The 11,802-nt window shown below is 62.7% G+C and carries 14 protein-coding genes; 10 read left to right on the top strand and 4 right to left on the bottom strand.

Going from position 1 to position 11,802, the window contains the following annotated elements; genetic code table 11:
• The coding region (locus ACFDR9_RS25135) for a DinB family protein (RefSeq protein WP_409032735.1) at positions 1–400 on the bottom strand (400 nt) is incomplete at its 3' end.
• A gap of 122 nt (positions 401–522) precedes the next feature.
• Positions 523–1,437 (bottom strand): L-histidine N(alpha)-methyltransferase, encoded by a 915-nt coding sequence (gene egtD, locus ACFDR9_RS25140; protein WP_017874886.1) that lies wholly within the window; start codon positions 1,435–1,437, stop codon positions 523–525.
• Between the two features lie 291 nt (positions 1,438–1,728).
• Between egtD and ACFDR9_RS25145 the strand changes: the two genes are divergently transcribed.
• The 6 genes from ACFDR9_RS25145 to ACFDR9_RS25170 all read left to right on the top strand — a co-directional run bounded on the left by ACFDR9_RS25145 (position 1,729) and on the right by ACFDR9_RS25170 (position 6,292).
• Positions 1,729–2,601, top strand: a complete 873-nt coding sequence (locus ACFDR9_RS25145) for a putative selenate ABC transporter substrate-binding protein (protein ID WP_409032726.1) — start codon at positions 1,729–1,731, stop codon at positions 2,599–2,601.
• Positions 2,602–2,634: 33 nt separating this feature from the next.
• The gene (locus ACFDR9_RS25150) at positions 2,635–3,456 is read left to right on the top strand and encodes a phosphonate ABC transporter ATP-binding protein (protein WP_409032736.1); all 822 of its coding nucleotides are present in this window, start codon (positions 2,635–2,637) and stop codon (positions 3,454–3,456) included.
• A gap of 9 nt (positions 3,457–3,465) precedes the next feature.
• Positions 3,466–4,305 (top strand): PhnE/PtxC family ABC transporter permease, encoded by an 840-nt coding sequence (locus tag ACFDR9_RS25155; RefSeq protein ID WP_409032727.1) that lies wholly within the window; start codon positions 3,466–3,468, stop codon positions 4,303–4,305.
• Positions 4,302–5,108: a phosphonate ABC transporter, permease protein PhnE gene (phnE, locus tag ACFDR9_RS25160; protein WP_409032728.1), complete on the top strand. Its 807-nt coding sequence runs from the start codon at positions 4,302–4,304 to the stop codon at positions 5,106–5,108. Before ACFDR9_RS25155 ends, phnE begins: the two co-directional genes overlap by 4 nt.
• 34 nt (positions 5,109–5,142) lie before the next feature.
• Entirely contained in the window at positions 5,143–5,835 is a 693-nt protein-coding gene (locus ACFDR9_RS25165) for an ABC transporter ATP-binding protein (RefSeq protein WP_409032729.1), read from the top strand.
• Between the two features lie 169 nt (positions 5,836–6,004).
• The gene (locus ACFDR9_RS25170; protein ID WP_327075781.1) at positions 6,005–6,292 is read left to right on the top strand and encodes a hypothetical protein; all 288 of its coding nucleotides are present in this window, start codon (positions 6,005–6,007) and stop codon (positions 6,290–6,292) included.
• Between the two features lie 250 nt (positions 6,293–6,542).
• Here the strand turns inward: ACFDR9_RS25170 and ACFDR9_RS25175 are convergent, their stop codons facing one another.
• Together ACFDR9_RS25175 and ACFDR9_RS25180 are read right to left on the bottom strand one after the other, a co-directional pair.
• On the bottom strand, positions 6,543–7,430 hold the full coding sequence (locus tag ACFDR9_RS25175) for an RNA polymerase sigma-70 factor (RefSeq protein ID WP_409032730.1): 888 nt from the start codon (positions 7,428–7,430) through the stop codon (positions 6,543–6,545).
• A 149-nt stretch (positions 7,431–7,579) separates the two neighbouring features.
• Positions 7,580–8,044 (bottom strand): carboxymuconolactone decarboxylase family protein, encoded by a 465-nt coding sequence (locus tag ACFDR9_RS25180; protein WP_017874878.1) that lies wholly within the window; start codon positions 8,042–8,044, stop codon positions 7,580–7,582.
• 264 nt (positions 8,045–8,308) lie between these two features.
• Here ACFDR9_RS25180 and ACFDR9_RS25185 point away from each other — a divergent pair, with 264 nt between their 5' ends.
• From ACFDR9_RS25185 to ACFDR9_RS25200, 4 genes are all read left to right on the top strand, one after another.
• Positions 8,309–9,160 carry a DUF6920 family protein gene (locus ACFDR9_RS25185; protein WP_409032731.1) on the top strand — a complete coding sequence of 284 codons (852 nt, stop codon included), beginning with the start codon at positions 8,309–8,311 and terminating at the stop codon, positions 9,158–9,160.
• Positions 9,161–9,183: 23 nt separating this feature from the next.
• Positions 9,184–9,708, top strand: coding sequence for a hypothetical protein (locus ACFDR9_RS25190; RefSeq protein ID WP_409032732.1), 525 nt, complete (start codon positions 9,184–9,186; stop codon positions 9,706–9,708).
• Positions 9,709–9,825: 117 nt separating this feature from the next.
• Positions 9,826–10,323 carry a hypothetical protein gene (locus ACFDR9_RS25195; RefSeq protein WP_409032733.1) on the top strand — a complete coding sequence of 166 codons (498 nt, stop codon included), beginning with the start codon at positions 9,826–9,828 and terminating at the stop codon, positions 10,321–10,323.
• Between the two features lie 583 nt (positions 10,324–10,906).
• The gene (locus ACFDR9_RS25200; RefSeq protein ID WP_409032734.1) at positions 10,907–11,725 is read left to right on the top strand and encodes an FRG domain-containing protein; all 819 of its coding nucleotides are present in this window, start codon (positions 10,907–10,909) and stop codon (positions 11,723–11,725) included.
• Positions 11,726–11,802: the final 77 nt, after the last annotated feature.

Raw genomic sequence — 11,802 nt, forward strand, 5'->3', positions numbered from 1 at the left:
GTGGGTGTTTGGTTTCTGTGGGTCTTAGTTCCTTGTTCTGTTGCTCGTGCCGCGGACCCAGTGCTAGCAGCGCCGTTAGGTGCGTGTTGTGCTTGCCGGCGCCGGCCAGCAGGCGCGCGACGCGCGCGTCGACGTCGGCGCGGTAGGCCCGCACCTGCGCCATGCCGGGCCGCGTCAGCAGGCCGCGCTGGGCGCGCGGGTGCTTGTCGCCGATGCCGTTGTAGTAGGAGTTGAACAGCACCCGGAAGGCCGGGTGGAACGGCGCGAAGTCCGGCTCCAGCGCCTCCAGGATGAAAGTCTCGAAGAACCAGGTGGTGTGCGCCAGGTGCCATTTGACGGGGCTGGCGTCGCTCATCGACTGGGCGCCGCAGTCTTCGTCCGTCAGCGGCTCGGCCAGCATCAGCGAGCGCCGCCGCACCGCCTGGTAGCGGACCTGCGCGGCGGGGCCGTGGCCCGATTCGTACCCGCGCTCGTGCCCGCGCTGGTGCCCGTGGCCGTGCTGCGATTCGTGGCTGTCCATGCTCAGTCGCGGATGACGCGCGCGTGGATGACGGCGAACCATTGCGCCGGGTCGGTCCAGATCCGCGTGGCGCCGTAGCCGGCCTGCTCAAGCAGGTCGACGAAGCCCTCGCGGGTGTATTTGTAGCTGTCTTCGGTGTGGATGCCTTCGCCGCGCGCGAAGCGCCGCGCGCCGCCCTGCCACTGCACCGTCAGCGCGCAGCGCGCCTCCAGGTGCATTTCGACGCGCCGCTGTTCGGCGTTGAAAAAGCCGCGGTGCTGCCACTGGCGCACGTCGAAGTCGGCGCCGATCAGGTGGTTCAGGTGGCGCAGCAGGTTCAGGTTGAAGGCCGCCGTCACGCCCAGCGCGTCGTCGTAGGCGGCGTCCAGGGTGGCGTCGTCCTTGACCAGGTCGACGCCGATCAGCAGCGCGCCGTCGTCGGCCGAATTGGCGCGCAGGCGGCGCAGGAAGGCGAGCGCCTGCCGCGGCGCGAAATTGCCGATCGACGAGCCGGGGTAAAAGAACAGGCGCTGTTGCGCGCGCACGCTGCCGGGCAGTTCCAGGGCGCTGGAGAAGTCCAGCCCCAGGCCGCACATGTCGATGTGCGGGAAGCGCTGCTGCAAACGCCCCAGCGATTCGCGCAGGAAGTCGTGGGAGATGTCGATGGCGACGTATTGGGCCGGGTGCAGCAGCGGGAACAGGCTGGCGGCCTTGGCGCAGTTGCCGGCGCCCAGGTCGATCAGCGTGGCGCCGGGGCCGGCCGCGCGCGCGATGTCGGCGCCGTACTGCGCGAAGATGGCCGCCTCGGTGCGGGTCGGATAGTATTCGGGCAGCTCGCAGATGGCCTCGAACAGCTTCGAACCGAGCGCGTCGTACAGGTATTTGGGCGACGTGGCCGCCTGCGGCGCCAGCAAACCGGCGCCGATTTCGGCAAGCACGGCGGCGGACGCGCGGGCCGCCCGGCTGGCATCGGACCGGGGCGAATCGGGCAAGGGCGCGGACAAGGGCGAGGACAACTGTGTGGCGTGTGGCATAGGCGTGGCTGACAGTGTGGGTGAATGGCCGCATCCCTGTGGCAAATGGCGCGGGTTCGCTGCTGCAGATGACATTTTTGTTATGATAGCCGAATATCGATTTGCCGCGGCGCGCGAGCGGAACCACACGGCTGGCCACGGCCCCGCCCTGCAGCGCTCGCATCGAGTTCATTTCATTACATAAAGGCATCGACCATGTTCATATTTTCCCCAGTCAAGTCCCTGCTGTCGGCGTCGCTGGCCGCCGCCATGTTGTTTGCCGCCGCGCACGCGCAGGCGCAGGCGGTGCTGCGCGTGTCGGCCATCCCGGACGAGGCGCCGACCGAGTTGCAGCGCAAGTTCAAGCCGCTGGGCGAGTACCTGGAAAAGAAAACCGGCATGAAGGTCGAGTTCACCCCGGTGACCGACTATGCCGCCTCGGTCGAGGCGCTGATCAACAAGAAGGTCGACATGGTCTGGTTCGGCGGCTTCACCTTCGTCCAGGCCAACCACCGCAGCAAGGGCCAGATCACGCCGCTGGTACAGCGAGCCGAGGACGAGAAGTTCAAGTCGGTCTTCATCACCACCAACAAGGACATCAACAAGCTCGCCGACCTGAAGGGCAAGACGCTGTCGTTCGGCTCCGAATCGTCGACCTCCGGCCACCTGATGCCGCGCTCCTTCCTGCTGGGCGCGAAGGTCGACCCGGACGCCGACTTGAAGCGCATCGCCTTCTCCGGCGCGCACGACGCGACGGTGGCGGCGGTGGCCGGCGGCAAGGTCGACGCCGGCGCGCTCAACATCTCGGTATGGGAAAAGCTGGTGGCCGAGAAGAAGGTCGACCCGGCCGCCGTGCGGGTGTTCTACACCACCCCCGGCTACTTCGACTACAACTGGAGCGTGCGCTCGGATATGAACGCCGACCTGCGCAAGAAGATCAGCGACGCCTTCCTGGCGCTGAACATCAACAAAGCCGACGACAAGGTGATCCTCGACCTGCAGCGGGCCAGCAAGTTCATCCCGACCAAGGCCGAGAACTATAAGTCGATCGAAGCGGCGGCGAACAACGCCGGCCTGCTCAACAAGTAAGCGGACCCGGGCGGCATGAGCACCATGAGCACCGTGAGTACCTACAGCCTGAAGCAACTGACGGTGCGCCATCTTGGCGCCGGCCGCCCCGCCGCGCTGCACCAGATCAGCCTGGAGGTGGCACAGGGCGAACAGTTGGCGCTGATCGGCCCCTCCGGCGCCGGCAAGACCACGCTGCTGTCCACGCTGGCCTGCGCGCACCGGCCCGAACCGGGCGACGGCCGCTTGCGCGCCTTCGGCGTCGATCCGTGGGCGCTGTCCGAGAAGCAGCGGCACCGCCTGCGCGCGCGCCTGTTCCTGGCCCCGCAAACGCCGCCGCTGCCGCCGCGCCAGCGCGTGGTGACGGCGGTGCTGGCGGCGCGCCTGCCGCAATGGAGCTTGTGGCAGGCGCTGGTGTCACTCATCAAACCGCAAGACCCGGAGGCGGCCTGGCAGGCGCTGTCGCGCTTCCAGCTGGGCGACAAGCTGTACTCGCGGGTCGACCGCCTGTCCGGCGGCGAGCGCCAGCGCTGCGCCCTGGCGCGGCTGCTGCTGTCGAACGCGCAGGCGCTGCTGGTCGACGAGCCGCTATCGGCGCTCGACCCGACGCTGTCGCAATTGACGCTGGCCACGCTGCGCCAGGAGGCCAGCGCGCGCGGCGCCACGCTGATCTGCAGCCTGCACCAGGTCGACATGGCGCGCGCCCACTTCCCGCGCATCGTCGGCCTGAAGGATGGCCGCATCGTCTTCGACCTGCCGCGCCAGGACGTCAGCGACGCCATGATCACGGAGCTATACCAGAACGAGGCGCCGGGCGAGACGCCCGCAGCGCCGCACGAGACGGCGGCGCGGCTGGCCGTCGGCGCCTGCTTCTAGTTGTCGCCCATGCAGTCGCCGACGCCGCGCTTCGAGCGCCACCCCGACCCCGCCTGGCGCGGCCGCGTGACGATGGCCGCGCTGGCCGTGGCCGTGCTGTGGCCGACGCTGGTGGTGAGCGAATTCAACCCATCCATTTTATTCGACTGGCAAAGCCTGGCGGCGACCGGGCAATTCCTGGCCGGCTTCGTGCCGCCGGCCCACTCCGCCGAATTCCTGCAGATGCTGCTGCGCGAGACCTGGCAGACCGTCGCCATCGCCACCGCCGGCCTGAGCCTGGCGCTGCTGGGCGCGATCCCGGCCACGCTGCTGGTGACGGAGCGGCTGTCGGTGTCGCGCCTGGGCACCGGCCGCATGCGTACGCTCTCGGCCGCCGTGCGCCAGGGCGTACGCTGGCTGCTGGTGCTGCTGCGCAGCGTGCCCGAGCTGGTATGGGCGCTGCTGTTCGTGCGCATCATCGGCCTGGGGCCGACCGCCGGCGTGCTGGCCATCGCCCTGACCTACTGCGGCATGCTCGGCAAGGTGTACGCCGAAATCCTCGAATCGTCAGAGGCCCACGCCAGCGAGGCGTTGCTGAAAAACGGCGGCGGCCGCCTGGCTGCGCTGCTGTACGGCGCGCTGCCGGAGTCGGCCTCGGAACTGGTGTCGTACACCGTCTACCGCTGGGAATGCGCGATCCGCGGCTCGGTGGTGATGGGCTTTGTCGGCGCCGGCGGCCTTGGCCAGCGTATGGACGAGTCGATGAAAATGCTCTCCGGCGGCGAAGTGTCGGCTATGCTGCTGGTGTTCGTGCTGCTGGTGGCGGGCGCCGACGCGGTCTCGAAAATGTTGCGCAGGCGGCTAGGATGAACGCCGCCACGCCCGCCCGCCCCCCAACGGCCACGCCGCCACGGCCCTGGTCCACCTTCGCGCTGCTGCTGGCGCTGGCGGCGTTGGTGCTGGCCAGCTTCGCCTCGCTGCCGCTGAAGTGGGCGGCGTTCTTCACTGGCGAGGCCGGCGCCAGCGCGCTGGAATTCCTCGGCGGCTTCGCGCCGCCCGACACCGCCGCGCCCTTCCTGAAAAAGACCGCGTGGGCGGCCGCCGAGACGCTGGCGATGTCGGCGCTGGGCACGCTGCTGGCGGTGGCCGCCGGCTTGCTGTTCGCGTTGCCGGCGGCCGGCCGCTTCGACCCGCTCTCGCGCGGCGCCACGCGCGCGCTGCTCAACGTGCTGCGCTCGATCCCGGAACTGGTGTGGGCCTCGATCCTGCTGATCGCCGCCGGCCTGGGGCCGTTCGCCGGCACCCTGGCGCTGGCCTTCCACACCGCCGGCGTGCTGGGCCGGCTGTTCGCCGACGCGCTGGAAAACGCCGCGCCGCTGCCCGAGCACAGCCTGCGCGCCAACGGCGCCACGCCGATGGCCGCCTTCTTCTACGCGACGCTGCCGCAAACGCTGCCGCAAATGCTGTCCTACACGCTGTACCGCTGGGAGAACAACATCCGCGCCGCGGCGATTCTGGGCGTGGTCGGCGCCGGCGGCCTGGGCCAGATGCTGAAATACCACCTGTCGCTGTTCCAGACCCAGAAGGCCGCCACCGTCATCCTGGCGATGCTGCTGCTGGTGGCCCTGGTTGACGCCGTCAGCTTCGCCATGCGGCGCGCCCTGACGCGCTAGCCGTTCGACCCCGCCAACCTTGGATCGCCCCGCCATGCTAGAACTACGCCACCTGTCGAAATCCTACGCCACCGGCCGCCCGGTGCTGGCCAACCTGTCGCACCGCTTCGGCGCCGGCGAATTCGTCGCCATCATGGGCGACTCCGGGGTCGGCAAGTCGACCCTGCTGAACCTGATCGCCGGCCTCGACGCGCCCGACCCCGGCCTTGATGCCAGCCCGATCCTGATCGACGGCGTCGCCATGTCCGGGCTCGACGACGACGCCGCCACGCGGCTGCGGCGCGAGCGCATGGGCTTTATCTTCCAGGCCTTCCACGTGCTGCCGCACCTGACGCTGCTGCAAAACATCGCCCTGCCGCTGCTGCTGAACGGCCTGCCGCAGGCGCGCGCGGCCGAGATGCTGGCGGCGGTCGGCCTGGCCGGGCGCGGCGACGACTTTCCGCGCCAGCTGTCGGGCGGCGAAATGCAGCGCGTCGCCATCGCCCGCGCGCTGGTGCACCGGCCGGCCCTGGTGCTGGCCGACGAACCGACCGGCAACCTCGACCCGGACACCGCGCACGGCGTGTTGTGCCTGCTGCGCGACGAAATCAAGGCCAACGGCAGCTGTGCGATCATGGTCACGCATTCGCACGCGGCGGCCGAAATGGCCGACCATATCTTGGTATTAAGTAAAGTTGGACTACAAAAAACAACATTCGTCAACCGGGTTGCACAAACTATCAGTTAATTTTTTCAACAATGCGCCACGACAATTCGGAACGTAGTACTATTGAAACATCCTTGCTTCGTTATCAATAATGTACTGGACCTGCGCCACGCATAAAGCAACATTGCTTGATGTACAAGCACCGGGGCAGCCACCCCTTCTTTTTCCCTTAACCTAATAGGAGGAGTAAATGAACGTACGGCAAAAGAAGCTGGAAATGATAGAAGCGATGAACCGCGCGCGCGCACTCGAACCATCGAGTTTCGTGCCAAACAAACTGCTCGACACGCTCATCGAAAAGATGAACTTGAAGAACGACGCGGAGTTATGCCGCGTATTAGAGGTTCAACCGCCTATCATCAGCAAAATCCGGCACAGGAAACTGACCGTCGGCGCAACGATTCTGTTGCGTATGCACGAAAAATCGGATCTCAGCATCCGGGAATTGAAAGAACTGTCGACCGCGTCAATGCACTGAGTAGCCACGCTACTTGCAATGCCAGGCGCCGGCATCACGGTCCACGGCGCCGAAACAACGCGCTCGCACTAAAGAGAACCGCTACACCACAAGACGTACAGCCCAAACAACGCTGCACGCTTTTACTCCCCGCCGCTTTCAAGCGCGCCCGCCGCACACTTTCCTTGCCGCAAACAAAATTGGTAATGCGTATTATTCCCATTCTTATTCGCGTTTCATTGGCGCGCCGGTGCTATCCAGTATCGGCGCCTCAGATGAGCTGCGGCACGTTGGTCAGCTTGTCCGGATTGCGCATGATGAAGACCGCTACGATGCGACCCTCGTTGACGACGAACGATTGCGCCGACTCGATCTTGCCGGCGACATAGCGCAGCAAGCCAAGCTCGCCGTTGATTAGCGCCGGACGATAAACCACCTGGGACGGAAACTGGTGTTCCAGCGACCAGTACACGCCCGCCACGCGCCCCGCCCCGTGCAACATGTGGAGGAAGGAATTGACCTTGCCGCCGCCGTCGGCCACCAGTTGCACCCGGTCCGACATCATCGCCTTCATGGCGGCGCGGTCGCCGTTGCCGGCGGCCTGCATGAACTTCGCCAGCAGCTCGCGGTGCGTGTCCTTCGGCACGTCGAAGCGCGGACGCTCCTGCTGCACGCGCGCCTGCGCCCGGTGCACCATCTGGCGGCAGCTCGCTTCCGATTTGTTCAGCATTGCCGCGATGTCGGCGTAGTCGTGGTCGAACACCTGGCGCATCAGGAAGGCAGCGCGCTCCTCCGGCGACAGGCGCTCCAGCACCCACATGAACGCCACCGAGACCTCGCTCGCCAGTTCGGCGGCGCTTTCCGGCGTGCGTTCGTCCAGCTCCACCAGCGGCTCCGGCAACCACCAGCCGATGTAGGTTTCGCGCTCGGCCTTGCGGGTGCGCAGGCGGTCGATGGCCAGGCGCGTGGTGACCGTCACCAGCCACGCCTCGGCCGATTGCAGGGCCGCCGGCTCGCTGCCGTGCCAGCGCAGCCAGGCATCTTGCACCACGTCTTCCGCGTCGGCGCGGATGCCCAGCATGCGGTAGGCGATGGAGAATAGCCGCGGACGAAGCGCGGCGAAGGTGCGTTCCTCGTGGGGGCTGGCGGGGTCGGTCATGGCGCGCAAAAGATGCTGGTGGGTGGACAAAACGCGGACGCTGCCTGTTGCCTGACAGTGTAGTCCGGCGCGGGCGGGTTTGGCCACCGCCGCGGATCGGCTGAGGCCCGGCTTGACGTCCCCGGCGGACGACAAGCCGGGTTGGGCGTTTAGAAACCCGGCGCCGGCACCTCGGGGATCTGGTTGCGCAGGCTCAGGTTGATCAGGTTCCACCCCTTGATGGCGGCGACCGCGTAGCTTAGCTCGGCGATTTCGGTTGCGCTGAAGTACTGCTGCAACTCGGCGTAGGCGGCGTCGGTGTCGTCGCGCTGCGGCAGCGCGTTGACGGCTTCGGCCCAGCCCAGCGCGGCGCGTTCGCGGGCGCTGAAGAAAGGCGCTTCGCGCCAGCCGGCCAGGGCGTTGATGTGGCGCGGGTTGGCGTCCTGCTTGATCAGCTCGCGCCAGTGCATGTCGACGCAGACGCCGCAGCCGTTGATTTGCGAGACCCGCAATTGCAGCAGTTCGACCAGGCGTTCGCCGAGCGAGCTCTGTTTGACGGAGGTCGACAGGCTGATCATCGCCTTCAGATTGGCGGGGGCGAGCGTGAAGAAGGCGATGCGGGCGGCGTGGGACATGATGGAAACCTTTGGCTTGAGAGCGGAAGGCACCCATTGCGCCTTCCATACCGTATAAGACGCGGGGCTTGGGCAACTTGTGACAGGAATTCGAATTTTTTTCCGCAGAGTCGTTTTTGTCCCGCTTCCCAGCCTGCTACGCAGCGAAAGCGGGCAACCGCGCTAGCGTACAATCGATGCCGCCAGGCCAGCGCCGGGCTGGTCGCATTTGCGTCGATTCCATGTCGCCTTTCCACCGTAACGATACCCGTAAGGAACGGAACCATGCTCCAGACACTAGCCTTCATATTGCTGCTGGCTGCTAGCGGCTTCGCGGTCGCCGCATATGGCAGCTTCCATTGGAAGCGGGGAACTCGGAATTTGCGCAGCGGCCTCAACGCGGCGCGCATTCCCGTCACGCCTCAATTCGTCGACTTTCACGAACTTGAGGGTTTGCCCGCGCCGGTGCAGCGCTATTTCCGCATCGCGCTCACGGATGGCATGCCCATGGTGGCCAGGGTGGACGTGCGGCACCGCGGCGGCATGAATATGAGCGCGACCTCGACGCAATGGAAGCCGTTTACCTCGGATCAGCAAATAGTAACGAGGCGACCCGGCTTTGATTGGAACGCCCGGATCAATATGTTGCCCGGCGTGGCGGTGCTGGTGCACGACGCCTACGTTGCCGGCGAGGGCTCGCTGCGCGCCGCATTGCTGGGCCTGGTCACCGTGGCGGATATGCGCGGCACAGCTGATCTCGCCAAAGGAGAGTTAATGCGCTTCTTCGCCGAGGCCGCGTGGTATCCCACCGCCCTACTGCCCAGCCAAGGCGTCAGCTGGGAAGCCGTCGATGCGCATTCCGCACGTGCGACGCTGGTCGACGGCGCGGTCACCGTCACGCTGCATTTCGGCTTCGATGAAACGGGCGTCATTGAAACCGTACGAGTGGATGCTCGTGGCCGCACGGTGGGCGGCCGCACCGTCCCGACGCCTTGGCATGGGCGCTTCTGGAACTATCAGGATAAAGGCGGAATGCGCGTGCCAATCAACGGGGAAGTGGCATGGATCCTGCCTGCCGGCGCCCAGCCGTATCGGCGCGGTGAAGTTACCGCCATTGCTCACGAATTCGCCAAATAACGGCATTGAGCTCTGGAGATGTCATGGGCGACGCCGCCGCCCTTACGATAATCAAGATCATCCACACCATCGCCTGGGCCTTCTTTGCGGCTTGCGTCCTTGCGATTCCGATAGCCGCATGGAGGGGCGAGTTGAGTTTGGCCTTGGGTCTTATCTTCATCGTATTGGTGGAGGTCCTTATCCTGGCGGCGAACAAAAGACGTTGTCCGCTTACCAAGTTAGCGGCACGTTACACGGACGACCGCCGCGACAATTTTAATATTCACCTGCCGCTCTGGCTGGCGCGCCACAACAAACAGGTTTTCGGCGGAACTTTTTTTTGCGGGTTCGCTTTTCACACTGACCCGGTGGCTCGGCTGTATTGGATCGCCGTGACGATTGCGCTCCATTTAGCGCCGGGCCGAAACCCCTTTTCGAGGACAAAAACCGAAACTATGGACGTCCTTCCGCGAATCTCAGCCTGCGGCTTATATTGGTACTTCTATCAATCGAACGCTCCTGAATGTCCAATCGACGCGCATGCAAAACGCCCGGCTGTGCCGGTATGATACTGCCGGAAACGGCGGCCAGAACGGCCGGCCTTTGCATGCCGTGCGTTCATGCCAATGCAGCGCGAGAACGGGACGAGTACGTCCGCCTGAATCGCCGGGACGTCAACCAATTCGATGGTGTCACTGATCCTGTCGAGGTCCTCAAGCTTATCCATCAGCCCCGGAAATTTGATGCCCTTGTCAATTGGATACCCTACCCAACGGCATGCGATCAAACTTTACGCAGGCCTGAGCCCTGTTGAAGCAGCACGTTTGGCCCAGCACGCAAAACAACTTTTCGGCATCGATCGCCACGACGACGCGGGGGAGATCTGCCTCTGCCTGGCGGCGTTTACGGACGCGAACTTCGACGGCTATTTGCGGCGTTCGGTCGCACAAGGGGTATTTTCGCCAAGTCTAGCGTTTCATCGCGCGCCAGCGGATGTCCGGGACGATCTATTGGCGAGGGCTGAACCCGACACTAACCATCGCGATGCTATTCTCAAGGCGCTAGTCTGGATCGGCGATGCGGCCGTCGTCAGTCGTTTCGCGCGTTGGCGCGAGGCGCCGCCGGCGTGGCGTGTGTCGCTTTACATTCCACCGCGAGATTACGCCCGCGAGGCGCGCGGATGAGTCGATTGCGGCGACCGCGGTCGCACCGGGGCGCCTCGCTAGTCGCGCTAGAATCGCCACCAACCATCGAGGAGAGTCTACGCACTCATAATTTTCAACTTTAAGCCTTTCTTCAAAAAAATGTTGTAACATGAGCCTCTTGCAAAAGTAATTTAATCTCTCTAAAAATATCGTAACTATTCAGTTCCTATGGACGCGCTATAAAAATCTCTTGTTTTTGCCGGAAAATTGGGAAAATCCTCATCAGATTACCTATTTTTCGAGCGAGATTTCAATGTTTTTACCGGGCGCTCATAGGGGCTGAACAGTCACAAAATATCTTCCTGCTCAACGTAGTGGATTTTTGGTCTGCATGTTCCGAAACAGATGAAAAATGCTCACAACCTCATTGATGCGACTGGGAGGAATTGCGATTTCAACGTTCACCGAAGCTTAATTTATTTTAGTGGGAATTTATCAAAATAAGTCAATTTATAGCTTTTTCGACCATATTTTTGTAAAAAAGTTTTTCAAGATGCTCATGATAAGTCTTAGTTACAAACCCATACAAACCCATACGATATTTGATTTTTCATAGGCGCAAATGCCAAATAAACAACAGAATAAGAGTACTTTGGCAGCAACAGCACCTGCAGAAAAAAAGACGTCTGTCGCGCGGCCTAAGCTAGCATTGGCACGGAATAAAGTATTAAAACCGTCAGACGCCGCGCCAAAAACGCTGTCCTCCGTAAAAGATTTTTTGGATCATTTGGAACAACTCAATTACGTGAAGAGAAATTTATGGTACCGGGGTGTCGGCAATGCCGACTATAAATTGCTTCCCTCTTTATTTCGCAATCGACAAGCGACTAGTCAACCTGACTTTCAAAAGCTTGAGCGTGAATTAAACGAAACTTTTCAAAATCGTAGTGTGCCTTACACTGGTAATTCATTAGCAACCGGACTGGACTGGAATCGACTTTTTTTCATGCAGCACTATCGAGTGCCGACGAGGTTGTTAGATTGGTCTGGAAGCCCTTTAGTTGCTCTTCACTTCGCAGTTACTTCTGTTCATTTGGATGAGAGCGGAAATCCAAAAAATGACGCTGCTCTATGGATTCTTGATCCGTTGGACTGGAATAAATGCGTTTTCGCAGAAACAGGTTTTCTTGGAGGTGTACTTTCTACTGCGGATTCCTGGCTCAACAGATACAGTCCTTCTGAAGTCTACAGGGAAGCTAACAGCTTAGTCCCTGTAGCCCTCCGAGGTGTGCATAACAGCCCTCGAATTGTTGCACAGCAGGGATTCTTTACTGTTTTTGGACCACGCGCGGTACCAATGGAAGATTGCCTTACTACGACGCGTGATGGACAACATATTTTTCAAAATGACTGCTTGATTAAAAGTGACTATTCAGCCTGAGCGTACAGCGTAGAAAGTTGTTGTAAACGAATCGTGGATAACGCATCATGCGTGCATGCCACCAAAACCGCCCCGCC

The organism is Janthinobacterium sp. CG_23.3 (assembly GCF_046115965.1).
In the GTDB taxonomy this organism is placed as follows: Bacteria; Pseudomonadota; Gammaproteobacteria; order Burkholderiales; family Burkholderiaceae_D; genus Janthinobacterium.